Source organism: Azospirillum sp. TSH58 (assembly GCF_003119115.1).
Lineage (GTDB): Bacteria > Pseudomonadota > Alphaproteobacteria > Azospirillales > Azospirillaceae > Azospirillum.
On sequence record NZ_CP022363.1, the window covers coordinates 689,018 to 714,044 of the forward strand.

A 25,027-nucleotide genomic window follows, 5' to 3' on the forward strand; every position below is an offset into this window, starting at 1 on the left:
CACTCCCGGGATGCGTTTTGCCCCCTCCCTGACCCTCCCCCGCTTCGCAAGGGAGGGAATTTGACCCCCTCCCCTGCGAAGCGGGGGAGGGATGGGGTGGGGGCAACCGCTCCCTTTTCTTACTTCTTGACCATGTAGACGCTGTCGTAGCTCTCGTTCACGCCGATGGCGGTCGTGACGGCGTTCTTGAAGCGCTTGTCCACGAAGGTCGGGAACTCCATCTCCAGCAGCCAGGCCACCGGCACGTCCTCGACCAGGATCTTCTGGGCGGCGGAGTAGAGCTGCTGGCGCTCCTCGTCCTTGTTGGTCTGGGCGGCCTGGGCGAACAGCTTGTCCACCTCGGCGTTGGAATAGCCCATGGTGTTGGAGAACATCACGCCCTTGCGGATGTTTTCCGAGACGTAGGTGCGCGACACGCCGAGCGCCGGGTCGCCGTACTGGTAGACGAAGTTGAAGGTCAGGTCGTAGTCCCAGTTGGACACGCGGTTGACCCAGCCGGCGGCGTCGGTGGTCTCCAGCGTCACGTCGACGCCGACGCGCTTCATCGCCTGCTTCACATACTCGCCGAGACGGGTCCAGGTCTCGCCGTAGGGCATGACGAGCAGGCGGACCTTGGCGCGCGTGCCGTCGGAGCCCTTCTTGAAGCCGGCTTCCTCAAGCAGAGCCTCGGCCTTCTTCGGGTCGAAGTCGTACTTGCGGACGTTGGACTCGTGGAAGCGGGTGACCGAGTTCACCGGGCCGGTCGCCGGACGGCCGAGGCCGAACCAGATCTTGTCGCGGATGAACTTGCGGTCGATGGCGTGCATCATCGCCTGCCGGAAGCGCTTGTCGTCCAGCGGCTTGTTGCGCGTGTTGATCTCGATCCAGGACAGCGGCGCGAAGAACTCGTAGCCCTTGGTCGTCATCTCGACGTTGGGCAGGCCCTTCAGGCGCGGGACGTCGAAGGTCTCGATGTCGTTGAACTGGGTCTGCTGGACGGTGCCCTGCTCCACGGCGACGGCGCGCGAGGCGGCGTCGGGGATCACGCGGAAATAGATGTCGTCCAGGTAGGGCTTGCCGGCCTTCCAGTACTCGTCGTTGCGGACGAGGTGGATGTAGGAGCCCTTGTTCCACTCCTTGAACTTGAAGGGGCCGGTGCCGATCGGGGTGGCGTTGGCCGGGTTGGCCTTGAAGTCGGTGCCTTCATAGATGTGCTTCGGCATCATCGGGGCCGACGACACCTCGAAGGCCTGAAGGAACGGGCCGAACGGCTCCTTCAGCGTGAACTGGACGGTGTAGTCGTCCAGCGCCTCGATCTTCTCGCACTTGGAGAAGGTGGCGCGGGCGCGCGGGTGGGTCTCCATCAGCAGCTTGGAGGTCGAGAACACCACGTCGTGGGCGGTGAAGGGCTTGCCGTCGTGCCACTTGGCGTTCTTCACCAGCTTGAAGGTGTAGACCTTGCCGTCGGGCGAGACCTCCCAGCTTTCCGCCAGTTCCGGCTGCGGCTTCAGGTCGAAGCTGAAGGTCAGCAGGCCCTGGTAGATCTTGCCGGCGACCGTCTGCGTCGGACCCTGCTGGTTCAGGCCCAGCACCAGGATCGGCGGTTCCGGCTGGACGATGATGTTCATCGTGCCGCCGCGCTCCTGCGCCGCGGCCACGCCGGGCACGGTCAGCGCCAGCGGCGCCGCCAGGGCGGCGGCCAGCGCCGCGGCGGTCAGGGTTTGACGAAAGTGACGCAAACGATTGCTCATGTCTGAAGCCCCCTTATTGTTGATTCTCGTCACGCGACCGTTATGGATCGATGGATTCGAGGCCGCACCAGTCGGCCATGAACAGGGCGAGCACGGCGGTCACCTTCGCCATGCTGTCGAGCGAGACGGACTCGTCGATGCCGTGGATGCGCTCCGCCTCCGGGCCGTAGCAGGTGGCCGGCGTGTCGCCGTAGAGCACGAAGTTGCGGACGTCGGTGGTGCAGGTCTGGGCCAGCTTCGGCGCCGGCGTCCCGAAGATCGACCGGTGGGCGGCGTCCAGCGCCTCCAGCATCGGGTGATCGGGGTCCAGCGTGCAGCCCTCGGCCTGGAAGCCGCGGAAGATGACGCGGGCGTCGATTCCCTTGAGATCGGAGTCGCCGCGGCAGGCCTCGGCCACCGCGCGCTCGATCTCGGCGCTGACCTCGGCGGCGGCGCGGTCGGGCGGGAAGCCGAAGCGCAGCTCCATCCGGCAGCGGGTGGGAACGGAGGACGCCCACTCCCCGCCGTCGATGTGCCCGACGTTCAGGTTGTAGGGGTGGTGATGGTGCGCGTAGGCGGGATGCCGCCCGTCGGGGTGGTTCCAGGCCGACTCCAGCGCCTTCAGATGCTTCAGCACGCGGAAGGCCGCCTCGATGGCGTTCAGCCCGGCGCCGGTGTCCAGCACATGGGCGGGGCGGCCCGTCACCTCCAGCTCGCAGCGGATCACGCCGACCTGGGCGATCTGGAGCGTGTGGTTGAAGGGTTCCGGGATCACCGCGGCGTCGGCCTTGTAGCCGCGGGCGACGCAGGCGAGGGCGCCGTTGCCGGTGCATTCCTCCTCGACCACCGACTGGAGATAGACCGGGGCGGCGGGCTGGACGCCCAGGCTCCGCAGCGCCTTGAAGGCCATGACGTAGGCGGCGATGCCGGCCTTCATGTCGCCGGCCCCGCGCCCGTAGAGGCGGCCGTCGCGGACCACCGGTTCGAAGGGCGGGGCGGACCACAGCTCCTCCGGCCCGGTCGGCACCACGTCGATGTGGCCGTTCAAAATCAGCGACTTGCCGGTCGCGCGGCGGGGCTTGTGGACGCCGACGACGTTCTCGCGGCCTTCGTAGGAGATCAGCGAGGGGGACCAGCCGGGCTGGGCCTTCAGCGCCTCCTCGTCGATGGCGAAGCGGTCCACCTCCAGGCCCATGTCCCGGAAGATCCGTTCCATCAGATCCTGCGCCGGGCCTTCCTGCCCCAGCAGGCTGGGACTCCGGACCAGATCGGACAGCAAGCGCACTCCATCCTCGCGCAGCGCCGCGACCGCGCCCAGGATCGCATCCCGGTCCACGGCTGCAATGCTCCGCCCACCCTCGTCGGATGCGGGCATGACGACTCCGTTCTTACCACTCCGCCGCGCAGTCGTCCGTGTGTGTCGGCAAATCTCCGGAAAGAAACTGTGGCGATTTCGACTTTCGGACTATGACCCTGGTTTTGCCCGGTTGGGCGCCGCCGGGGATCGACCGCTGACGACAGGCGTATTACAATTCAGCTTCTCATCCTCCGCCAAATCGATAATCCTCATTGCCGACATAAGCAGGATTTATGGCGATGGGATTTCCCCCGATGACGGCGCGCGATCTGGAACGGCTGGGCCACCAGCTCGACTGGAACCTGCTGCGCACCTTCATGGTGATCGTGCAGGAGCAGGGGCTGACCCGCGCGGCGCAGCGTCTCGGGCTGACCCAGCCGGCGGTGTCCCAGGCCCTGAAGCGGCTGGAGGACCAGATGGGCCGCAGCCTGATCGAGCGCGGGCAGGGCCGCTTCCGGGTGACCGAGGCGGGCGAGATCATCTACGCCGAGGTGCTGGAGATCTACGGCAACATCTCCCGCTTCGCCGTCCTGATGCGTGACATCCGCGAGGAGATTTCCGGCCACATCCGAATCCTGCTGGCCAGCCGGATCCAGTCGCTGCTGTTCGACGCCCTGCTGGAGCGCTTCCACGCCACCCACCCGCAGGTGACCTTCCGGCTGGACGTGATGGCGAGCGCCGACGTCCACATGGCGATCCAGCAGAAGACCGGCTCGCTCGGCCTCTGCCTGATGCGGGAGCCGCCGCCGCTGGTCGAGCACGCGCTGTTCGCCCGCCAGATCTACCGGCTGTATTGCGGGCCGCGGCACCATCTGTTCGGCCGCACCGGCCTGACGCTGGGCGATCTGCGCAGCGAGGGGTTCGTCTCCTTCACCTCCGACCAGATCGGCGGCGTGCTGTCGCCGCTGGCCGTCTTCCGCGCGCAGGAGGGGATCGAGAGCCGGATCGTCGGCGCCTCGGTCAATCTGGACGAGGTGCGGCGCATGATCTCCGTCGGGCTGGGGATCGGGCCGCTGCCCCGCCATGTGGCGGAGCGCGACGTGCGCGACGGCCTGCTGTGGCCGCTGCCGCCGGAGGAGGGGGTGGCGCCGGTGGACATCCATCTGCTGTGGAACCCCGCCTCCAAGATGAACCGGGCGGAGCGCGCCTTCATCGAGCATTGCCGCGCCGCCATCGCCGGCATCCCGCTCGACCTGCGTTTCGATCCGGTGGCGGTGAGCGAGTGGATCGACCGGCAGTTCGGCGACACGTGAGCGGCACCATTCGGCCCGCCGCGATCACCGCGCCCGCGTCTTCAGCGTCATCAGATAGGCCACGATGTCGTCCGTTTCGTCGGGTGTGAGGCGGATGTTCGGCATGACCGGGTGCGAGCTGCGCAGGTAGCTGCGCAACGCCATTTCGGTCACCCCCGGATCGGACAACCGTTCGGTCAGGTCGGGCGCTTCGACGCCTTCTTCCATTGCCGGCGGTTTGGCTGCCCGTTCCGCCGATACGCGATGGCATTCCCCGCAGACCTCCTCGGCCAGCCGGCGGCCATATTCGACGCTTCCAAGCCCATCCGGGTTGGTTTGCGCCGTAAGCGGGCCGGGCGGGACCGTCAACGTCATGGCGATGAGCAGAATGCTGGCCCGCATGGCGGCGCCTCCTTCCGGACATGCCAATGTCATCAGAGGACGCTAATAAAAAGCCAGGGTAGGGCGGGCCGGCGCCGCCTGTCCATTCCTCGGACGGGGAAGGACAGAGTTTGCAAGCAAAGATTTCCGATGCGCTGCCGCCGTATTGATAAGCAAAAGAATCTCTCTTGAAAAACAGCAGCTTCCCGGAGTCTTCGCAAAAGATACACGGAATCTCACAAAAATGCCCCGCCAGGAGCCGGCTCCTAATTGGTAGCAGTGTCATATGCCAAAGGGCGAAAACGCCGAAGAAGTCATACCAGAAGATAACATCTCAAGAGAGCATTGACATATGGCCAACCTGTACGGACCGAAGACGCTGACCGCCCCCGCTGGTGCGATCGTCATAGCACCCGGCGCCAACATCCAGTCCATCGTCAATGGCGCTCCCGCCGGCGCGACCTTCTGGTTGCAGTCGGGCGAGTACCGTCTCCAGTCGATCACGCCCAAGGACAACCAGACCTTCATCGGCGCCGAGGGCGCCGTGCTGAACGGGTCGAAGCTGCTGACCGGCTTCACCCAGGACAGCGCCGGGCGCTGGGTGGTCGGCGGGCAGACTCAGCAGGGTGAGCGCCGCGCGACGGACGAGGCGACGCCCGGCGCGATGCGCGCCGGCTATCCGGAAACCGTCTATGTGGACGACAAGCCGCTGACGCCCGTGGACGCGCTGTCGAAGCTGAAGGCGGGAACCTTCTACTTCGACTACAACGCCGACAAGATCTACCTGGGCGACAACCCGGCGGGGCACAAGGTGGAGGCCGGGACGACCGCCCACGCCTTCGGCGGCACCGCGGACGGCGTGACGGTCAAGAACCTCGTCATCGAGAAATACACCCCGCCGGCGCAGGAAGGCGCCATCCAGGGCGACGTCAACTGGACCATCCAGGACAACGAGCTTCGCTTGAACTACGCGGTCGGCGCGACGGCGCAGGACGGCAGCAAGTTCATCGGCAACTACGTCCACGACAACGGCGAGATGGGGCTGGGCGGCGCTGGGGCCAAGATCCTGGTCGAAGGCAACGAGATCGCGCGCAACGGCGCCTGGTCGGGCATCGACGTGTTCTGGGAAGGCGGCGGCACCAAGTTCGCCTACACCACCGATCTGGTGGTCCGCGGCAACTACTCCCACGACAACACCGGCTTCGGCCTGTGGACCGACATCGACAATGTCGGGACGCTGTACGAGAACAACGTCCTCGTGAACAACAGCGGCGGCGGCATCACCCACGAGATCAGCTACGACGCCGTCATCCGCAACAACGTGATGGTCGGCAACGGCGCCAAGCCGCAGGCCGAGGGCTGGCTGTGGGGCGGGTCGATCCAGATCCAGAACTCGCAGAACGTCGAGGCCTACGGCAACAAGATCGACATCACCGGGGTCAAGGGCGCCAACGGCATCGTGATGATCCAGCAGGACCGCGGCACCGGGGAATTCGGGACCTGGACCACGACCAACAACAAGATCCACGACAACATCATCGTTTCCAAGGACGGCAACGGCCAGTCGGGCGGCGTGGCCGATTACAACGAAGCCGGCATGCTGAACGGCGGCAACGTGTGGGACAACAACACCTACTACATGCCGGACGGCGACCGCTGGCGCTGGGGCGACTTCCCGGAGGGCGACAACTGGTCCGCCTACATGAACGCGACGACGCAGGACGAGCATTCGACCCTGTCGCAGGCCTATCCCTCCACCGCCGGCTGGACGACCGTCACCCCCACCACCCCGACCAACCCGCCGGCTCCCACCCCGACGGACACCACGCCGCCCACGGTCAAGGTGAGCATTGCCGACAGCAGCGTGACCAAGGGTGAGGCGCCGCTCGTCACCTTCGCCTTCAGCGAGGCGGTGAAGGGCTTCGCGCTGGCCGACACCACGGTGAAGGGCGGCACGCTGAGCGGCTTCAAGACGGTGGACGCCTCCACCTACACCGCCGTCTTCACGCCCTCGACCAACACCAAGATCACCGACGCCAACGTGGCGGTGAAGGCGGGCAGCTACACCGACCTCGCCGGCAACACGGGCAAGGCTGGCTCCGCCGGCTTCGCCGTGGACACGACCACGCCCACCGTCCCGACAACCCCGACAGCCAGCGTCACGACCATCAAGGTCAACGCCTCCGGTGCCGCGGCGGGCGGGGTGAACGCGCATTTCAAGGTGCTGGTGGACGGCAAGGCCATCGGCGACGCCACGGTCGGCACGGCGGCGAAGGACTACAGCTTCACCACCAACCTGACCGCCGGGCAGCCGCACAAGGTGCAGATCCAGTACGACAACGACGGCTTCGTGAACGGCCAGGACCGCAACCTGTTCGTGAACAAGATCACCATCAACGGCACCGCCCACAACCCGACCGACAGCATCGTCAGCTACGACAAGGGCGCGCTGGACGGCAAGGACGTGGTCAAGGGCCAGTCGTCGATGTGGTGGGGCGGCACGCTGGTGGTCGACGCCCCGGCGAAGGAGTTCCCCGCGGGCGGCACTCTGCCGCAGAGCGGTCCCAGCAGCACGACGATCACCGTCAACGCCTCCGGTACGGCGGCGGGCGGGGTGAACGCCCACTTCAACCTGCTGGTGGACGGCCAGAAGGTCGGTGAGGGCGTGGCCGGCACGGCGGCGAAGGACTACAGCTTCACCACCAGCCTGACCGCCGATCAGGCGCACAAGGTGCAGATCCAGTACGACAACGACGCCGTGGTGAACGGGCAGGACCGCTCGCTGATCGTCAACAAGGTCACGATCAACGGCAAATCCGTCCTGTCCACCGACGGCAACGTCACCTACGACAAGGGCGCGTTGGACGGCAAGGACGTGGTCAAGGGCCAGGCCGGCCTGTGGTGGAACGGCACGCTGGTGGTGGACGCCGACAAGAGCTTCTTCCCCTCGGCCACCCCGGTCGGCGAGGCCGCGCCCCTGGCGCTCGACGCCGGGACGGACAGCGTGTGGAGCCACGTCGCCGCCCAGCAGGCGGCGTCCGCTCCGGCGGCCGTGGCCGACGCGGCGGTGGTGGCGAACAGCCTGTACGGGGCCATGCCCGTCGAGGCCGGCTATGATCCGCTGTTCGACCACATCGACCCGTCGCTGCTGAGCCACGCGGCCTAACGCGACCGGAACGGCGAAGGGCGGTCCAACCGACACTGGACCGCCTTTCGTCGGTTGTCGAAACCGCAAGACTTCTGCGGGCTTGGCGACGGTCCCGGCTGGTATCAATCTTCGCGTGCCCGGAACCGGGCCTTGACGGTTTCCTGCGCCAGCCAGTCCGCCCCGACGTGGCGCGGCCATGGCGCCTGCCGGGTGAAGCCGATCCGGTGCAGGTGGTTCAGCCGCTGCGCACTGGCACCCAGCGCCCGAGCATCCCGGCAATCCATTGCGCCACTTTGCGCGCCGTCCACAGGCCACGGCTGCGGATGTGAACGCTGCGTTCCGTGCCTTCCAACATGGAATCGGCCGCGCCTCATTGGGATCATTCACTTGCCGTTGGTATTACACATCGCCCCGATGTGTCTCTGATGGGTAAGCGCATCACTCTCATTCAATCTAGCTACGTGTCCTGGAAAGGGCGCTTTGATATCATCGGCTCGATAGACGGATCTCCCCTGTTCGACTGCGTGTCGTTTGCCCGGTGCGGCTGGCACAACCGCGTCACGACGGCGCGGGGTGTGCAATGGCTGACACCCCCGACCGAGACCAAGGGACGCTATCAACAGGCCATCCCGAAAACACGGATCGCCGGGTCCTGCGCGGGCGAGCGGTGGAGGGCGATCAGCCGTGCGCCATTCGCCGCGCTCGCTCCCCGACTCTGGGCGTTCTACGGCGGGTTCGAACGCGAGGTGATGCTGATGAGCGACATGAAGATTGGCTTCAACCGCCCCACGTTGGCCGGCAACGAATTGGAGTACATCCGCCAGTCCCTGGAGCAGGCGCACCTTTCCGGAGATGGAGCGTTCACCAAACGCTGTCATGCGTGGCTGGAACGGCGGCTTGGGGCACCGCAGGCCTTGCTGACCCATTCCTGCACGGCAGCGCTGGAGATGGCCGCCCTTCTGACCGACGTCGGTCCGGGGGATGAGGTCATCATGCCCTCCTACACCTTCGTGTCCACCGCGAACGCCTTCGTGCTGCGCGGAGCGGTGCCTGTCTTCGTGGACATTCGGCCGGACACGCTGAACATCGACGAGCGCCTGATCGAGGCGGCGATCACGCCCCGCACCCGCGCCATCTGCGTGGTGCATTACGCCGGCGTCGCCTGCGACATGGACGCGATCTGCGCCATCGCCGCCCGGCATGGTCTGGCGGTGATCGAGGATGCCGCGCAGGCGCTGATGTCCGCGTACCGCGGCCGTCCGCTCGGCACCTTCGGCGCCTTGTCGGCCTTCTCCTTCCACGAAACCAAGAACCTGATTTCCGGCGAGGGCGGCGCCCTGGTCGTCAACGATCCGGATTTGATCACCCGCGCCGAAATCATCCGCGAGAAGGGCACGAACCGCACGCGCTTCCTCCGTGGCGAGGTCAACAAGTACACCTGGGTGGACGTCGGTTCGTCCTATCTTCCCTCCGACATGCTGGCGGCGTTTCTTCTCGCTCAATTCGAGAATGCCGACCGGCTGGACGAGGAGCGCCATGCCATGTGGAACGCCTACCATGAGGCTCTGGCACCGCTGGAGGAACGCGGCCTGTTGCGCCGTCCGCTGATCCCGGCCGAGTGTCGGCACAATGCCCATCTGTATTACGTCCTGGCGCGCACGGCCGGTGAGCGCAATGCGTTGATCGCCCACCTCCGAACGAACGGCGTTCAGGCGCCGTTTCATTACGTGCCGCTGCACACCGCGCCGGCCGGACGGCGTTATTCCCGCGCCGCGGGGGAATTGCCCGTCACGACCGATCTCTCCGCAAGGCTGCTGCGTCTTCCGATGTGGTACGGGCTGGGTGCCGGAACCGGGCAAGTGGTCGAAGCCGTGCAGGACTTTTTCCGCACGGTCCATTCGAGGGCGGCGGCAACGACGGGCTATGCTGCCTCAAGGGCGATGGCGCGTCATTTGGCTTGGGTGCGAAGCGCATCCGGCGAGGTTCCACCAACGCCAGCTGAGGCCGCCACCGGCATGCCCCTCTCGATCAATGCGAACGCATTGAATCGAGAGGGGTCCACGGTTGGAAAGTGATGGAGGCGATCATTCTCCAACCGTATCAATCAATCGTCCCGGCATGGGCCTTTTTTCATGCTTGCTCTTACGCAGGCGCCGGCGTGTAGAGGTCCGGCGTGATCCGGCAGCTCGCGAAATCCTGGGCGCGCGCGTGGGCGGCACGGCTCATGGCGCGCAGGCGTGGGCGGTCCCGGTCCAGGGTCACGATGGCGTCGGCCAGCCCGTCGATCACCTCCGCCGCCGCGCGCCCGCGGCAGGGAACGGCGAAACCGCAGGAGGAATCGATCATGATTCCCGAGCCGCCGAGATCGAGGCAGATCACCGGCTGCGCGTTGGCCAGCGCCTCCATGATGACGTTGGCGGCGGAGTCGTGCAGGCTGGGGAACAGAAGCGCGTCGGAGCTTCGCAGCACCTCCATATAGTCGGGCTGGGACAGCCACTCGATGAAGTCGACATGCTCGGCGATGCCCAGCCGGTCGGCGAGAGTCTTCCATTCCTCCGACTGCGGACCGCTGCCGATCATCTGAAGGCGTGCCCGCGCCCCCTTCTCCAGCGCCTTGGCCAGCGCGGTCAGCGCGTAGTGGCCACCCTTCCAATAGAGGAAGCGGCCCGAGAAACGCAGCTTCAGCGGCGCTCCGGCATCGCCGCCGGTTTCGGCCTTCATCGGCACGAAGCGGTCGGGCGGGAGCGAGCAGCCGAAATGCTGGCGCGCCTTGTGGCGGTCCCCGGCGGGCAGGACGTGGCGGCTCTCATGGGTCTTCACATAGATCAGGTTGTAGCGCCGGTAGGTCAGGCGCAGGAAGGGATCGATGCGCGTCATGGCGATGGCGGCGTCGCGGACCAGCTCCGTCGCGACGGCCTTCCAGCCCAGCGGGCGGATCAGCGGCCAGGGCGCCCGCTCGCCGCCGCCGACCGGTCCGATCACCGACAGCGGCGCCAGCCCGCCGCAGAAGGCGGGAAAACGGATTCCGCCGATGGTCACGTTGTGGATGATGTCGAAGGGATGCCGGCGCACCAGCTCCTTCACCACCGCCCGGCAGCGCCATTGCCACGCGATGTAGGACAGCTGGAACCGCGTCTTGCTGTCGTGGTGCGCCATGGTGTCGGGGCGGTCGATGAACACGAAGTCGTCCGGTTCGAAGGCGGTTTCGCCGCGTTCGATCTTGCGCAGGATCTTCGGGCGCAGACGCCCCTGCGTCACCACCGTCACGCGGCAGCCCGAGCGCTTCAGCCCCTCGCCCCAGTTCCAGCCGTTGGCGGATTCCGACCCGCTGTCCGGCTCGCAGGCGAAGGCCACCAGAAGAACCGACTTTCCGGAATTGGCGGATTCGTCGGTGAACGGCACGCTCATCGTTCGTCCTCCCTCAATCAATGCGGCAGCGGGGACCGGTTTTCGAGTTCGTTGCGGTAGATCAGGCCGGCGGCGATGCCGACGCCGAACAGGACCCAGAACCAGATGCCCAGCATCGGCCCCTCCAGCGTCACGTCGAAGGAGGCGTTGATGACGATGGACAGCCAGTAGCAGAAGAGGAAGACGAACAGCCGCGCCCAGGCGCGGTCGCCGTTGCGGCGGGCCAGCAGGAAGGCGCGGATCATGAAGACCGACCAGCTTCCCAGCAGCGCCGCCCACAGCGCGAAGCCGGGCACTCCGGCGCGGGCGAGGATCGTCATGTGGGCGTTGTGCGGGCTGCGCAGCACCTGCCCGTCCTCGGCATCGACCACCTGGAACCCGTCGTCGTCGGCCAGATTGATGCCGAAGCCCTTGCCGTCCCAGAAATGGTCGCCCTGCACGGTGTAGCCGATGATCTTGTCCCACCACATGATGCGCCACTGCTTGGTGCCGTCGAGCGTGGCGGTGTCGGTGGTGCCCAGGATGCTCATCACGTTGGTGACGAGCTGGTCGACCGACAGCTTCCGCGACGAGACCTCGATCTCCAGGTTCAGGACCAGCGCCACGATGACGGTGACCGCGGCGATGCCCAGCAGCGGAGCGAGCTGCCGGCTGCGCGGCACCAGCGCCAGCGCGATGGCCAGCGGCACGACGATGGCGAGCATCCCGCCGCGGCTGTGCGCGGCGACCAGCGCCATGCCGAACACCAGCATCGCCAGTTGCAGCGGGTTCAGGCGGCGGAAGCCCAGCAGAACGAACAGGGCGACGCCCGCGAAATGCACGCCGACCTCGCCGGGGCGCAGGCTGATGAAGGGGACGCCGTAACGCGGCCAGGTGGGAATCTGCGCGTTCAGAAGCTGGAACAGCGGGTAGACGACCGGCATCACCGTGACGAAGAACGCCGCGAAGCCGCCATAGGCCAGCACGAGGCGGCGCAGCCGTTCCGGCTCGTCGTACAGCAGGGCGATGACGACGAAGGCGAGCAGGCCGTACATGACGATCACGCTGTCGCGCAGCGCGTCGAAGCTGTAGGTGCCGAAGAAGGGCAGCGTGCGCGCCAGCACCCAGACGATCAGGATCGCCAGCAGCGTTCCCGGCAGGCTGGAGACCGTGGCGAAGACCCCGCCGGTGCGCAGCATGACCAACAGGCCGGAGAGCAGCAGCACCTCGCCGATGAACAGCGGCGGCGCCCCGATGTAGGCGAAGCCGCGCCCGGCCAGGGAATAGCCCAGCAGGACGATCATCAGGAAGGTCAGGTAGTGGTCCGCGGCGCGGGTCCGGCTGCGCTTCGGCGTGGCGAGGATCGCGCTCATGACGGGCGTCCGTAGGCGGCGGCGCGCAGCCGGGCGGCGATCCGCCCCCAGTCGCCGATCGCCACCACCATGCGGTGGGCGTTGGCCGTCATGGTCCGCCAGGCGCCGGGGCCGGTCCGTTCGGCCCGCGCCAGCGCGTCGGCCACCGCCTCCGCCGTCAGGGCGGACACGCCGAAGCCGGCGCCGTGGCCTTCCACATAGGGGACGAGGCCGGTCTCCCGCGTCACGACCAGCGGCAGGCCGGACAGGGCGGCCTCCAGGCAGCCGGTGGGCATCACGTCGAAGCGGGAGGTCAGGATGAAATAATGCCAGCCCGCCATCATCGCCGCCTTTTCCGCCCCGAAGACCGGGCCGTGGATGCGGATGTGGGTGCCGAGGCCATGGGCGTTCGCACGCCGCTCCAACTCGGCGCGGGCGGGGCCGGACCCGGCCAGTTCCAGCACCCCGCGCCCGCCGGCCCGGCGGTAGGCGGCGAAGCCGTCGATCAGCAGGTCCACGCCCTTGTGTTCGATCTCGTAACGCGCGCAATAGCCGAAGGTCGGCCGTCCGCCGTCCGGCGCGGCTCTTGGGATCGGGGCGGGAAGGGCGCCGCGCCGCGCCGACCAGGCGGTGTTGGGCAGCAGACGGACGGCAGCGGTCGGGGCCACCCGGCGGACGATGGCGGCCTCCTCCTCGGTGATGGCGTGGACGAAGCGGGCGCGGGCGAAGGCCGGGCCGTCGAAGACGCGCAGCCATGCCGCGGGCAGGCGGCGGCGCACCCGCCCGGTGATGTCGTAGATGTGGGAGCACTGGCCGTGCAGCGTCACGCCATAGGCGACGCCGCGCCGGTGCAGCCCGCGGGCGAGCGCGGCGAACAGCGGCTTCACCGCGCCATGGATGTGCACCACCGTGTCCGGCCCGGCGCCGTCGAGCAGGCGGTCGAGCGTCGCGTCCGAGATGGTCAGCGACCGCCCCGACAGCCGCGGCCCGCCGAGGGGGAAGCGCTGCGCCGGGCAGTCCGCCGGGATGCCGGTCAGGGCGTCCGGATCGTCGGAGAACAGGCACAGCCGCGCGTCGTCGCCCATCGCGCGCTGCTCCGCGATCAGGCTGCGCACCACATTGTGCAGCCCGTTCGCCGAGGAGGGATGGGCGATGGCCGGCTGGATCACGACGTGCCGGAGGTCGAGCGGGCGCCGCCCGGCCCCGTCCTGGGCGAGGGCGTCCTGGGCTAAGGCGTCCTGGGCGATTGCGGCCGGGGCGAAGGCGGCGCTGCCGTCAGCGGGCGACATGGGCGGTCCTCGTCTTGGAGAGGTAATAGTGGGCGGCGCCGACGCGGAGCAGGCTGGAGAACAGCAGGGCCATGCACACCCCGGCGACCCCGTACATCGCCGCCAGCGGGCCGACCACCGCGAACACCGCCAGCGTCCCGGTGACGTTCACCACGAGCGCGAACTGGCTGCGCTGCACGCCGTAGAAATAGGAGCAGACCATCTCCGCCAGATAGCCGCTCAGCGCCCCGATGGAGAGCAGGCGCAGCGGCCATTCCTGGTCGGCGTAGGGCGACATGGCGCCATAGACGATGTGCAGCATCTGGTCGGGGAACAGCAGGCCGAGGCTGTAATAGACCAGCAGCGGTGCCGCCCCGATGACGACGTAGCCGCGGATCGCCAGCCACGCCTGCTCGTCGGGATGCAGCCCCCCCGCTTCCGTGTGCAGGGTGCTGCGCCCGCGTGCCGCGATCTGGGGGACGAGGTTGCCCATGCCGATGATGATCGGGTTGGCGATGTTCACCAGATTGACCACGGCCTGGAACGCCGCGGTCGACGCCATGCCGTCCATCGCCGCCATCAGCCAGACGAGGCTCTGCACCCGCAGCATCAGGAACAGGTTGTTGGCGAGCGCCCAATGGCCGATCGACCAGAAGCGTCGGACCACCGCCGGCAAATCCGACAGGCCGTCGAAGCGCGGGCGCAGGATCGCGAAATGGACGACTGCCCCGGCCAGCGCCGGACCGGTCATGGCGATGAACACCCGTTCCAGCGTCAGGTGGCCGCTGAGAGCCATCAGGTTCAGCACGGCGATCTGGCCCAGATAGGTGACGCTGTCGCCCCACAGCGCCTTGTCGTGCTTCAGCCCGGACATCAGCCCGCGCCGCCCGATCTCCTGCACCTGCCAGACGATGAAGTAGAGCACGGCGGGGCCGACCAGTTCCGGCATGCCCAGCCCATAGCCGACCAGCGCCACGATGCCGGACAGCGGCAGGATCGATCCGGCGGTCATGAGGATGGCGCGGCCCGCCAGCGTCCGGCGTTCGGCGCGGTCCAGCACCGCGCCCTCCACCGACAGCGGGTACTGGATCAGGCTGACGTTGACGACCTGGAGCGCCAGCAGGACCGACAGGAAGAAGACGAAGGTCCCGTATTCCTCCGACGGGAAGGTCCGGGCGAGCTGGATGTTGATGGCGAACATGCCCAGGCTGACCACGCCCTGGTCGGCGAGGGTCCAGAAGCTGCGGACGAGCGACGCCGGGATCATCCTCATGCGTTGCCGACCCGCGTCGTCTCGGTGGGGGCGGGCAGGGGCGCGGGCTGCCGGTCCTCGTTGGCGGGGCGGGCGGCGGCGGGGGCGGTGCGCGGCACGTCGCGGTAGGCCCAGCGCAGATAGGCGGCGGTCAGCGCCATCCCGTCCTCGAAGGTGAAGCGCGGCGCGTAGCCGAGCAGGCGCCGCGCCTTGCCCAGATCGATGACCGCCCTGGCCTGATAGAGCGCCAGCTTCTGCGCGTCGGGCAGCCAGAGCTGGTTGCGGCTGGCCTTCTTCTTCAGGAAGTAATGGACCATCACGAGATGGCGCAGCCGCGGCGGCAGGCTGTCGAACCCGCCCTGGAGCAGCCGGCGGGCGGGGCGCCAGCGCACGATGATCTGGATGATCTTCTTGGGGTCCTGAAGCACCATGGCGATGTCGCGCCGCAGGCTCTTCATCTCCTTGCGGATGGCCTCGGCGGGCTGGAAGCGCAGGCTGTCCACGCCCAGCGCCTCCTGGAAGCGCCCGAAGACGGCGGCCCAGGGCGGGGCGTCGGGGCCGGAGATCACGAAGCGCTCCCCGATGGCCTGCGGGCTGCGGGTCGCCGCGATCATCGCGTCCACCAGATCGTCGATGTAGACGGCGTTGCACAGGCCGCTCTCCTGCGGCAGCACCACCGTGCCGCTCAGCAGCATCTCGGCCGGGGCGTTCGTCCAGGGCTTGCAGAAGGGGCCGTAGACGATGGAGGGCTGGAGCACCACCCCCGGCAGGCCGCGCTGGCGCGCCGCGTCGAGCACCATCGCCTCCAGATCGAGCTTGTTCTGGACGTAGCTCCAGGCCCGGTCGCCGTCGCGCGTCTCCTCCGACAGCGGGCCGTCGGGCAGCGGCTCGTAGACCGAGAAGGTGCTGAGATGGACGAAGCTCTCCACCCCGTTGGCGAGGCTGGCGTCGATCAGCGCGTTCATCCCGTCGATGTTCTGGCGGCGCGACCGCACGTCGTAGGCGCAGTGGAAGACCCAGTCGGCGCCGGCCACCGCCTTGCCGATGGCCTCGCGGTCCAGCAGGTCGGCGCGGACGATCTCCACCGGGAAACGGGCCAGTCGCACCGCCTGCGCGATGTCGCGGACGATGCAGCGGACCTTCGCGCCATGCTCCAGGCACAGCCGCTCGACCAGCCGCCCCCCGATGAAGCCGGCGGCGCCCGTCACCACCACGGTCGGGCCGTCCGTGCGAGGGCCGTCCGTATGGGGAGCGGCGGCCGGCGCCGGGCCATCCACCCAGGGCAGGGCCAGCGGCTTGCGGGTGGCGTAGCAGCGTTCGATCAGCGCGGTGGAGGGCAGGGCGTCGCGCCCGCCGACGGCGGCCGGGCGCCCCTCGCGGATGGCGTCGGCGAAATCCCTCAGCTCCGCCTGGAACAGGTCGCCGAAGATCTGCGGCGGGATGTGGTTGGCCGAGAAGCCGTCATGGACGAAATCGAGGATCTGCGGCACGTCCGAGGCGATATGGTTCTCGTAGAGATGGACCTCGACGCTGCCCTTGGTGCCGTAGACGCGGATGGTGTTGCGCAGGGCGCGGGTGCGGCTCAGCTCCAGCGTTCCGCTGGCGCCGGACGCCATGGTCAGGGAGAGCCGGCAGTCGGATTCCAGACCGCCGTGGCTGTCGTCGCTGTAGTCGACCTCCGCCGCCGCGCCGAACCACCACAGCAGCAGGTCCAGCGTGTGCGACCCGGTGTCGAGCAGGACGCCGCCCCCCGCCCCGTCCCGGCGCAGCATCGACGGGGAGCTGATGCCCCAGTTGTAGACGAAGCCCTCCCGCGCCTCGAAGCGCAGGATGCGGCCGAGCTGGCCGGAATCCACCAGCGCCTTCAGCCAGCGGACGCCGTTGACGTAGCGGCGCATCAGCCCGACCGCGAGCACCCGCTGGCGCTCATCCGCGGTTTGCACCATGCGTTCGGCGTCGGCCAGCGTGACGGCCAGCGGCTTCTCCATGAAGACGTGCTTTCCGGCTTCCAGCAGGCTCTGGCCGACCGGCGCGTGGAACATCGGCGGGGCGGCGACCAGCGCCGCGTCGAAGTGGTCCGCCGCCTCCCGCCAGTCGGCCACGGCGACCGGCGCACGGTTGCGGCCCAGCAGGGCCTGCACCGCCTCCAGCCGCTCCGGCGAGGGATCGACGAGCACGTTCGGCCGCCAGCCCAGGCGGAGCAGCGCCGGCAACAGGTGGTGGCTCACGATGCTGCCGCAGCCGATGATGGCAAGCCGCGGGAACTCGGCGTTCGTCATGGAATCCTCGCTTTTGGGATTGCCTTCGCGTGGGCGCCGTCCGTCGGCGCCGTCAATGCCGCGCGGGCGCGTGCAGGGCGTAGTAGTAGGCGTCGTCCTTGTGGCCGTACTTGACGTGCTTGGACGCGACGACCCGCGACAGCACGACGCCGCCGACCGCGCTGTCGACCGATTTCAGCTTGTTGAAGCCGGCCGTCACGGTGTCCAGCGGGGTGTGCTGCCAGCGCACGACGTAGATCACGCTGTCGGCCAGGAAGGACAGGGCCAGCGCGTCGGAGAACAGCATCACCGGGGCGCTGTCGATCACCACCACGTCGTAATTGTGGCGCGCCCATTGGATCAGGTCGCTCATCGCCTGGGAGCTGATGCGGTCGTGCGCATCGGGGGTGCCGACGGTGTTGCCCAGGACGCCGAGGTTGGTGGTCTCCTGATGGATCAGGTCGTCGATGCCGGCGCGCCCGTCCAGCAGGTCGGCGATGCTGCCCTGCGGCTGGTAGCCCAGCAGCTTCGCGATGGAGGGGCGGCGGAAATCCGCGTCGATCAGCAGCGTGTTCAGCCCCAGACCGGCCAGCGACCGCGCCAGATTGGCCGCCAGCACCGACTTCCCTTCCTTGGGGATGGAGGAGGTGACGAGCAGCACCTTGGGCGGCGTCCCCCGCTTGCGCGGCATGCAGGCCATGGTGCGCACCGTCTGGATCGCCTCGCGGAAGGCCCCGATCTCGCGGGCGCGGCGGCTGTCGGAGTGGAGGGGCAGGTTCCAGGTCGCCTCGTTGCGGGGAAGCGACGGGACCATGCCGAGGCACGGCACGCCGGTCGCCCGCTCCACCTGGGTCGGCGTGCGCAGGCCGGAGCTGAGCCGCTCCAGCAGCAGCACCAGCGCCACCGCCAACGCCGTGGAGCCGACCAGCCCGACGCCCAGCGACATGCGCAGCTGCGGGAAGGCCGGGCGGATCGGCGGCAGGGCCGGGGCGCTGAGATGGGCGTCCAGCGCCCCGGTGTTCTTCAGCGCCATCGTCTGCTCGTAGCGTTCGGCGAGGCTGCGGTAGAGCGTGCGGTGCGCGTCGGCGGCGCGTTCCAGGTCGCGGAGCCGGATGCCCGTCGCCTCGATGCCCTTCTGCTGCTCCTGCAGGTCGGCGATGCCCTTCAGCAGGGTGGCCTCGCGGATGCGCGCGACCTCCAGATCGGCGTCCAGGCCCTTCTGGATCTTGCCGACCTCGTCGCGGATGCGCGCCTTCAGCTCGCCGATGCCGCGGCGGAGATTCACGATGTCCTGGTGCTTGTCGCCATAGACCTGCTGAAGCTCGGCCAGCCGGCGCTCCAGCATCGCCTCCGCCTCGCGCAGCTTCTGGATCAGCGGGGAGGCCAGCACCTCCGGGATCGCCGCGGCGTTGTTGGCGGCGCTCTGGTCACGGGCCTGGCGCACGCGGGCCTCGGCCGCCGCCTTCTGCGCCTGCGCGGCGGTCAGCTGGGTGGCGAACTCGTTCATCTGCTGCTGGACCATGTTGCGCCCGTCCGGCGGCAGTTCCAGCAGGCTGTTCTCCTTGCGGAAGCTGCGGATGGCCTCCTCCGCGCCGCGCACCGCCTCGCGCGCCTCGATGAGCCGGCCGCCGAGCCACTGGTTGACCCGCTCGGTCATGTCGCGGTTCATCTCCGTCCGGTAGTCCAGATAGGCCTGGCCGAAGGCGTTGGCGATGGCCGCGGCCTTGGCGGGATCGACCGACGACGCCTCGATGATGATGGTGAAGGACCGGTCGTCGTTGCGCGCCTCGATCCGGCGCAGCAGCGTGTCGATGGTCAGCAGGCGGGCCTGGTCCGGGTCGCGGGCGTAGGGGCTTTCATCGGCGCGGAACAGGGCGGTCGCCTGCTGCACGATCTGGCGCAGCACGTCGTTGCCTTCCGGCGGCAGCGCGCCGACGCCGGCCTTGGTCACCCGCTTCAGCCAATGGTCGTCCGCGCCGTCCGGCGCCTTGAGCGTCGGATTGAATTCGGGATCGTTCAGCAGGCCCAGCTTCTCCACCACCCGTTCCGCCAGCGCACGGGATCCGACGATGGACACCTCGCTGCGCACCGCCGGCGCCTCGGGCGTCAGGTTGGAGACCACCGACTTGAACTCCGCCAGCTCGACCCGCCGGGAATCGAGCTGCACCATCGCGGTGGCCCGGTACATCGGCTTCAGCGACTGCATGACGTAGGTGATGGTCGCCGTCCCCAGCAGGATGATGGCGAGCAGCAGCAGCTTGCGCCGCCACAGCACGGCCAGCGTGGCGAAGACGGTCGCCTCCTGGCGGCCGCGGACATCGGAGGAGTCCCCGGCGCCGGATTGCAGGAGGCTGTCCGGAAGGACGCTGGCGTGCGCTTCGTGGCCTGGAAGCGTTCCGCCTTTGCCGATCGAAGAATTCACGTCGTCGCCCCTTTCGTCTTGCTGGCTGGCGGTCCGGCCCGGAATGGGCGTGGCGGGTGGGTGCAAAGGACGCGTGGCGGCCTTTTCGTCATCTTTGGAAACAGCCGAAAATTCGGGTGCTTTTTAAAGAGCAACGCCGAATGGACGGGCCTGATGGGCAGTGATGTTCCGCTGCTGCAACCGTTGCCGGACAGACTTCGAGTATCGTGAATAGCGCCGCGCAACAATTGAAAAAAAGAAGGCCCATCCGTCGCTGTGCTTACGACGGCGACCGTCATAAATAATCATATCCGATACCCCGTCCGCGTGTTTGACGGTCAACTCCGCGCCGGTCACAGTCTGCCGGGTGCAACGGAGCCGGTTCAGGCTTCAAAACACCGCGCAATTCCAGACATAGCTGTGCATTCCCGCGCAGGGGACCAAATGTTGGTCCGTATCGTGCGGTGGAACGCCGCGCTTCGATGCTGGATTTTAAAATAATCGCGGAAGCGGTTTGGCGCGATGTCTCCGCAGTCTGCCGCCATCCGGTTCAAATTTCCCGGTCAACTCCATGGAGAGGCTCAATGACGTCCACGACTGAGCGCGTTCTTGTGACAGGTGGCGCCGGCTTCATCGGATCGCACCTGTGCGAGCGTCTTCTGGCCGCCGGGAAAGAGGTCCTGTGCGTCGACAACTATTTCACGGGTGCGCGTTCGAATATTGCGCATCTTCTCGACAACCCGAAGTTCGAGGCGGTGCGCCACGACATCACCTTCCCCCTCTATGTCGAGGTGGACGCGATCTACAACCTCGCCTGTCCGGCCTCGCCGGTGCACTACCAGTTCGACCCGGTGCAGACGACCAAGACGTCGGTGCACGGCGCCATCAACATGCTGGGGCTGGCCAAGCGGGTGAAGGCGACGATCCTCCAGGCCTCGACCAGCGAGGTCTACGGCGATCCCTTCGTCCACCCGCAGCGCGAGGACTATTGGGGCAACGTGAACCCCATCGGTCCGCGCGCCTGCTACGACGAGGGCAAGCGCTGCGCCGAGACGCTGTTCTTCGACTACAACCGGCAGCACAAGGTTCCGATCAAGGTCGCGCGCATCTTCAACACCTACGGGCCGCGCATGAATCCGAACGACGGGCGCGTGGTGTCGAACTTCATCGTCCAGGCGCTGAAGGGCGATCCGATCACGATCTACGGCGACGGGTCGCAGACGCGGTCCTTCTGCTACGTCGACGATCTGGTCGAAGGGCTGCACCGGCTGATGGAGACGGACGGGACGGTGACCGGCCCGATCAACCTCGGCAATCCCGGCGAATTCACCATTCTGGAGCTGGCGGAGACCGTCATCCGGATGACCGGATCGCGCTCCAGGGTCGAGCGGCACCCGCTGCCCCAGGACGATCCGCGGCAGCGCAAGCCCGACATCACCAAGGCCAACGCCTACCTGAAATGGATGCCGCACGTGCCGCTCGAAGAGGGGCTGGAGCGCACCATCGCCTATTTCGCCAAGACCTATTTCTGAGCGCGGCAAGGCAGCCGGCAGCGCCGCCGCATCGCTGGGGTGCGGCGGCAGGGAATGGGCCAACAGGGAACGGCGGATGTTCGAACTCCCTTCACGAAACAGCCCGGCGAAGCCGGACTACGGCGCGCGCGTGGGGATGGCCTTCCAAGGCCCGCGCCCGGCGTCCGCCTCGCCGGTCGCCGCGGCGGCCTCCGCCCCCGCCCTGCTGTGCGGGCTGGTCGTCGCGGACGCGCTGATGGTCGTCGGGACGGGGCTGGCGGCGGAGGGCATCGCCGCCCGGTTGCTGCGGGCGGCCCCCGCCGATCCGGCCCTGTTCACAGGCGTCGTCAACGCTTTCGCGGGCGTCTTCAACGCCGCGGTCGGCCCGTTGGTGGTGCTGTCGCTGATGTGCCTCTACAGCGCGGGCTGCTACCGCAACCTGCGTCCCAAGGCGGTGCGGCGGACCATCGGTTCGCACGCCGGGCCGCTGTTCGGGGCCTGGACGGCGGCCTTCCTGGTGCTCGTCCTCATGCTCGGCGTGACGGGGGACCTGCGGCGGCTGGACACGGCGGCGGCGGGGACGCTGTGGCTGTGGTACGGGCTCGGCCTGTTCGGGCTGACCGCGCTGCGCAGCCTGTTCCTCCGGCTGGCGCGCGACTGGAATCTGGCCGGCGGCCTGCGCCAACGGACCCTGCTGGTCGGCACCAACGATCTGGCCTTCGAATGGCTGGACCGGCTCCAGCGGACGGAAGGGGCGGGCTACCAGGTGATCGGCGCGGTGTCCACCGCGGCGGACCGGCCCGCATCCGTGAACGCCCCGCCCCTGACCACCGCCCGGCTGGCCGGTGTGCCGGTGCTGGGGGGCGTGACCGGGCTGGTCGAGCAGGTGCGCAAGAACCGCATCGACCTCGTGGTGGTGGCCCTGCCCTGGAGCGCCGAGGCCGAGATCACCGACATTCTGGAGCGGCTGCGCGTCCTCGCGGTCGACGTCCGCCTGCTGCCGCACCGGCTGATCGCCCGCACCGCGGGCCTGTCGGTCGATGCGACGGCGGGCATTCCACTGTTGGGCGTCATCCATCACCCGCTGGCCGGCTGGCGCGGCGTGCTGAAGCGGTCGGAGGACCTGCTGATCGGCGGCGCGGCGCTGGCGGCGCTGGCCCCGGTCCTTCTGCTGGCCGCCGCGGCGATCAAGCTGGAAAGCCCCGGCCCGGTGCTGTTCCGCCAGAAGCGCTTCGGCTTCAACAACGAAGAGTTCGAGATCTGGAAGTTCCGCACGATGCACACCGACCGCGGCGACCAGTCGGGCGCGCAGCGGACCGTGCGCAACGACCCCAGGGTGACGCGCGTCGGGCGCTTCCTGCGCCGCACGAGCATCGACGAGCTTCCGCAGCTCTTCAACGTCCTGCGCGGGGACATGTCCATCGTCGGGCCGCGGCCCCATCCCGTGGCCATGAAGGCCGGCGACGTGCTGTACCACGAGGCGGTGGAGAACTACGCCTGCCGCCACCGCGTCCGCCCCGGAATCACCGGCTGGGCGCAGGTCAACGGGCTGCGCGGCGAGATCGACAACCTCCACACCGCCGCCCGCCGCGTCGAGCACGACCTCTACTACGTCGACAACTGGTCCCTGGGGCTGGACGCCGAGATCATGGTGCGCACCGCCCTCCTCCTTTTCTGGGACCGCAACGCCTACTGACCAAAAAAGCCCCGGCTGAACCAACAAACAAACCGCGAAGGAGTTTGACGCCATGTCCGTCGCCCTTGTCACCGGTTCCTGCGGATTGATCGGGTCGGAGAGTTGCCTGCATTTCGGTGCGCTGGGAATGGACGTCGTCGGCATCGACAACGACATGCGGCGGACCTTCTTCGGCGACGAGGCCTCGACCGCGTGGCAGCGCCAGACGCTGGAGCAGACGCTGCGCCAGCGCTACCGCCACCACGCCATCGACATCCGCGACGCCGCGGCCATCGACGCGCTGTTCGAGCGGCACGGCTCCAGCATCTCCCTGATCATCCACACGGCGGCCCAGCCCTCGCACGACTGGGCGGCGCGCGATCCGCAGATGGACTTCTCGGTGAACGCCAACGGCACGCTGAATCTGCTGGAGGCGGCGCGGCGGCATTGCCCGGACGCGGTGTTCATCTTCACCTCGACCAACAAGGTCTACGGCGACACGCCGAACCGCCTGCCGCTGATCGAGACCGAAACCCGCTATGAGATCGACCCGACGCACCGCTACGCCGGCGGCATCGCCGAGGACATGTCGATCGACGCCACCCTGCACAGCCTGTTCGGCGCCTCGAAAGTGGCCGCCGACGTGTTGGTGCAGGAATACGGCCGCTATTTCGGCATGAAGACGGTGTGCTTCCGCGGCGGCTGCCTGACCGGGCCGAACCATTCGCCGACGCAGCTCCACGGCTTCCTGGCCTATCTGATGCGCTGCGCCGTCACCGGCACCCGCTACGACGTGATCGGCTACAAGGGCAAGCAGGTCCGCGACAACATCCACAGCAACGACCTGATCGCCGCCTTCCACGCCGTCCACGACGCGCCGCGCAGCGCCGAGGTCTACAACATCGGCGGCGGGCGCGCGAGCAACTGCTCCATCCTGGAGGCGGTGGCGCTGTGCGAGGAAATCACCGGGCGCCCGATGGATCTGGCCTTCAAGGAGGCCAACCGCATCGGCGACCACATCTGGTGGGTCAGCTCGCTCGACCGGTTCCGCTCCCACTACCCGTCCTGGGACATCCGGCACGACGTGCGCAACATCCTGACCGACATTCACGACAGCAACTTGCGCCGCTGGCGCGTGGAGGCCGTGGCATGATCGACCATGGGAAAAAGGAAGTCCTCGGCGTCTACGTCAACGCCGTCGATTACGAGGCCGGCGTGCGCGCCATCATCGACGCGGCGGAGCAGCAAAAGCCCTTCGCGGTCAGCGCGCTCGCCGTGCACGGGGTGATGACCGGGGCGCTCGACCCCGAGCACCGCTACCGCCTGAACGCCATCGACCTCGTGACTCCGGACGGCCAGCCGGTGCGCTGGGCGCTGAACCGGCTGCACGGCGCCGCCCTGCCGGACCGCGTCTACGGCCCGAACCTGATGCTGCGCACCTGCGCGGCGGCGGCGGCGCGGGGGCTTCCCATCTACCTCTACGGCGCCACGGCGGGGCTGCTCGCCACGCTGACCACGGCGCTGACGGAGCGTTTCCCCGGCCTGATCATCGCCGGCGCCCGCCCGTCCGCCTTCCGCACGCTGAGCGCCGAGGAGCGCGCGGCGGTGGACCGCGAGATCATCGAGTCCGGCGCGCGGATCGTCTTCGTCGGGCTGGGCTGCCCGCGCCAGGAGACCTGGGTCTACGAGCACAAGGCGGCGCTGTCGATGCCGCTGATCGCGGTCGGCGCCGCCTTCGACTTCATCGCCGGGAAACAGCCGCAGGCGCCGATGTGGATGCAGAATGCCGGTCTGGAATGGCTGTTCCGGCTGTCCACCGAGCCGCGGCGGCTGTGGCGGCGCTACGTCATGCTGAATCCGGCCTTCCTGTTCCTGCTGGCCTGCCAGGCGGTGCAGATGCCGCTGGTCCGCAGCGGCCAGGCGCGGCGTCCGAAAGGAGAGCTTCGATTTGGTTAGACGGCGTTCGTTGTTTGGTGGTTGCCAAATAAAAATGCCGTCATTAAAAATGAAAAGCCATCCGATGCTGTGACACTGCTTGCCGTTTTCAAAATGAAACGGTGCGGCATCGGCGGATTTTCCTGATCGACCTCGGAACA

The 25,027-nt window shown here is 68.0% G+C and carries 15 protein-coding genes and 1 pseudogene; 7 read left to right on the plus strand and 9 right to left on the minus strand.

Going from position 1 to position 25,027, the window contains the following annotated elements:
• Window positions 1-119: 119 nt before the first annotated feature.
• Entirely contained in the window at window positions 120-1,730 is a 1,611-nt protein-coding gene (locus TSH58p_RS02850) for an ABC transporter substrate-binding protein (protein WP_109071549.1), read from the minus strand.
• A 40-nt stretch (window positions 1,731-1,770) separates the two neighbouring features.
• Window positions 1,771-3,045 carry an ArgE/DapE family deacylase gene (locus TSH58p_RS02855; RefSeq protein WP_109071548.1) on the minus strand — a complete coding sequence of 425 codons (1,275 nt, stop codon included), beginning with the start codon at window positions 3,043-3,045 and terminating at the stop codon, window positions 1,771-1,773.
• A gap of 275 nt (window positions 3,046-3,320) precedes the next feature.
• On the opposite strand from TSH58p_RS02855, the gene TSH58p_RS02860 reads away from it, so the two are divergent.
• Entirely contained in the window at window positions 3,321-4,319 is a 999-nt protein-coding gene (locus TSH58p_RS02860) for a LysR family transcriptional regulator (RefSeq protein ID WP_109071547.1), read from the plus strand.
• Between the two features lie 24 nt (window positions 4,320-4,343).
• On the opposite strand, the gene TSH58p_RS02865 is transcribed toward TSH58p_RS02860, so the two are convergent.
• Window positions 4,344-4,700, minus strand: coding sequence for a cytochrome c (locus TSH58p_RS02865; protein WP_158282639.1), 357 nt, complete (start codon window positions 4,698-4,700; stop codon window positions 4,344-4,346).
• 331 nt (window positions 4,701-5,031) lie between these two features.
• Here TSH58p_RS02865 and TSH58p_RS02870 point away from each other — a divergent pair, with 331 nt between their 5' ends.
• A complete protein-coding gene (locus TSH58p_RS02870) occupies window positions 5,032-7,845 on the plus strand; it encodes a carbohydrate-binding domain-containing protein (RefSeq protein ID WP_109071545.1) in 2,814 nt (937 codons plus the stop codon).
• Window positions 7,846-8,252: 407 nt separating this feature from the next.
• Window positions 8,253-9,701, plus strand: a pseudogene (gene rffA / locus TSH58p_RS02875) (dTDP-4-amino-4,6-dideoxygalactose transaminase); the annotation flags it as partial.
• Window positions 9,702-9,969: 268 nt separating this feature from the next.
• Here rffA and TSH58p_RS02880 read toward each other — a convergent pair.
• From TSH58p_RS02880 to TSH58p_RS02905, 6 genes are read right to left on the minus strand one after another with little or no spacing between them, the layout of a single operon-like run.
• Entirely contained in the window at window positions 9,970-11,235 is a 1,266-nt protein-coding gene (locus TSH58p_RS02880) for a glycosyltransferase family 4 protein (RefSeq protein WP_109071543.1), read from the minus strand.
• 17 nt (window positions 11,236-11,252) lie between these two features.
• Window positions 11,253-12,587 (minus strand): O-antigen ligase, encoded by a 1,335-nt coding sequence (locus TSH58p_RS02885; protein WP_109071542.1) that lies wholly within the window; start codon window positions 12,585-12,587, stop codon window positions 11,253-11,255.
• On the minus strand, window positions 12,584-13,855 hold the full coding sequence (locus TSH58p_RS02890; protein WP_109071541.1) for a glycosyltransferase family 4 protein: 1,272 nt from the start codon (window positions 13,853-13,855) through the stop codon (window positions 12,584-12,586). Before TSH58p_RS02890 ends, TSH58p_RS02885 begins: the two co-directional genes overlap by 4 nt.
• Complete coding sequence (locus TSH58p_RS02895) at window positions 13,842-15,107, minus strand: lipopolysaccharide biosynthesis protein (protein WP_109071540.1); 1,266 nt, start codon at window positions 15,105-15,107, stop codon at window positions 13,842-13,844. Before TSH58p_RS02895 ends, TSH58p_RS02890 begins: the two co-directional genes overlap by 14 nt.
• The gene (locus TSH58p_RS02900; protein WP_109469075.1) at window positions 15,104-17,365 is read right to left on the minus strand and encodes an NAD-dependent epimerase/dehydratase family protein; all 2,262 of its coding nucleotides are present in this window, start codon (window positions 17,363-17,365) and stop codon (window positions 15,104-15,106) included. Before TSH58p_RS02900 ends, TSH58p_RS02895 begins: the two co-directional genes overlap by 4 nt.
• 52 nt (window positions 17,366-17,417) lie before the next feature.
• Complete coding sequence (locus TSH58p_RS02905; protein ID WP_158282635.1) at window positions 17,418-19,766, minus strand: AAA family ATPase; 2,349 nt, start codon at window positions 19,764-19,766, stop codon at window positions 17,418-17,420.
• A gap of 563 nt (window positions 19,767-20,329) precedes the next feature.
• Here TSH58p_RS02905 and TSH58p_RS02910 point away from each other — a divergent pair.
• The 4 genes from TSH58p_RS02910 to TSH58p_RS02925 all read left to right on the plus strand — a co-directional run bounded on the left by TSH58p_RS02910 (window position 20,330) and on the right by TSH58p_RS02925 (window position 24,887).
• Entirely contained in the window at window positions 20,330-21,277 is a 948-nt protein-coding gene (locus TSH58p_RS02910; RefSeq protein ID WP_109071281.1) for a UDP-glucuronic acid decarboxylase family protein, read from the plus strand.
• 76 nt (window positions 21,278-21,353) lie between these two features.
• Window positions 21,354-22,952 carry an undecaprenyl-phosphate glucose phosphotransferase gene (locus tag TSH58p_RS02915; RefSeq protein WP_109071282.1) on the plus strand — a complete coding sequence of 533 codons (1,599 nt, stop codon included), beginning with the start codon at window positions 21,354-21,356 and terminating at the stop codon, window positions 22,950-22,952.
• 52 nt (window positions 22,953-23,004) lie between these two features.
• Entirely contained in the window at window positions 23,005-24,084 is a 1,080-nt protein-coding gene (locus TSH58p_RS02920; RefSeq protein ID WP_109071283.1) for an NAD-dependent epimerase/dehydratase family protein, read from the plus strand.
• Window positions 24,081-24,887, plus strand: coding sequence for a WecB/TagA/CpsF family glycosyltransferase (locus TSH58p_RS02925; RefSeq protein WP_109071284.1), 807 nt, complete (start codon window positions 24,081-24,083; stop codon window positions 24,885-24,887). The genes TSH58p_RS02920 and TSH58p_RS02925 overlap by 4 nt, the downstream gene beginning before the upstream one ends.
• Window positions 24,888-25,027 lie beyond the last annotated feature (140 nt).

Excerpts from the sequence above, each read along its gene's own strand:
- TSH58p_RS02850 (WP_109071549.1), bottom strand. The coding sequence starts at position 1,730 with ATGAGCAATCGTTTGCGTCACTTTCGTCAAACCCTGACCGCCGCGGCG.
- TSH58p_RS02860 (WP_109071547.1), top strand. The coding sequence starts at position 3,321 with ATGACGGCGCGCGATCTGGAACGGCTGGGCCACCAGCTCGACTGGAAC.
- TSH58p_RS02865 (WP_158282639.1), bottom strand. The coding sequence starts at position 4,700 with ATGCGGGCCAGCATTCTGCTCATCGCCATGACGTTGACGGTCCCGCCC.
- TSH58p_RS02870 (WP_109071545.1), top strand. The coding sequence starts at position 5,032 with ATGGCCAACCTGTACGGACCGAAGACGCTGACCGCCCCCGCTGGTGCG.
- TSH58p_RS02880 (WP_109071543.1), bottom strand. The coding sequence starts at position 11,235 with ATGAGCGTGCCGTTCACCGACGAATCCGCCAATTCCGGAAAGTCGGTT.
- TSH58p_RS02885 (WP_109071542.1), bottom strand. The coding sequence starts at position 12,587 with ATGAGCGCGATCCTCGCCACGCCGAAGCGCAGCCGGACCCGCGCCGCG.
- TSH58p_RS02890 (WP_109071541.1), bottom strand. The coding sequence starts at position 13,855 with ATGTCGCCCGCTGACGGCAGCGCCGCCTTCGCCCCGGCCGCAATCGCC.
- TSH58p_RS02895 (WP_109071540.1), bottom strand. The coding sequence starts at position 15,107 with ATGAGGATGATCCCGGCGTCGCTCGTCCGCAGCTTCTGGACCCTCGCC.
- TSH58p_RS02900 (WP_109469075.1), bottom strand. The coding sequence starts at position 17,365 with ATGACGAACGCCGAGTTCCCGCGGCTTGCCATCATCGGCTGCGGCAGC.
- TSH58p_RS02910 (WP_109071281.1), top strand. The coding sequence starts at position 20,330 with ATGACGTCCACGACTGAGCGCGTTCTTGTGACAGGTGGCGCCGGCTTC.
- TSH58p_RS02915 (WP_109071282.1), top strand. The coding sequence starts at position 21,354 with ATGTTCGAACTCCCTTCACGAAACAGCCCGGCGAAGCCGGACTACGGC.
- TSH58p_RS02920 (WP_109071283.1), top strand. The coding sequence starts at position 23,005 with ATGTCCGTCGCCCTTGTCACCGGTTCCTGCGGATTGATCGGGTCGGAG.
- TSH58p_RS02925 (WP_109071284.1), top strand. The coding sequence starts at position 24,081 with ATGATCGACCATGGGAAAAAGGAAGTCCTCGGCGTCTACGTCAACGCC.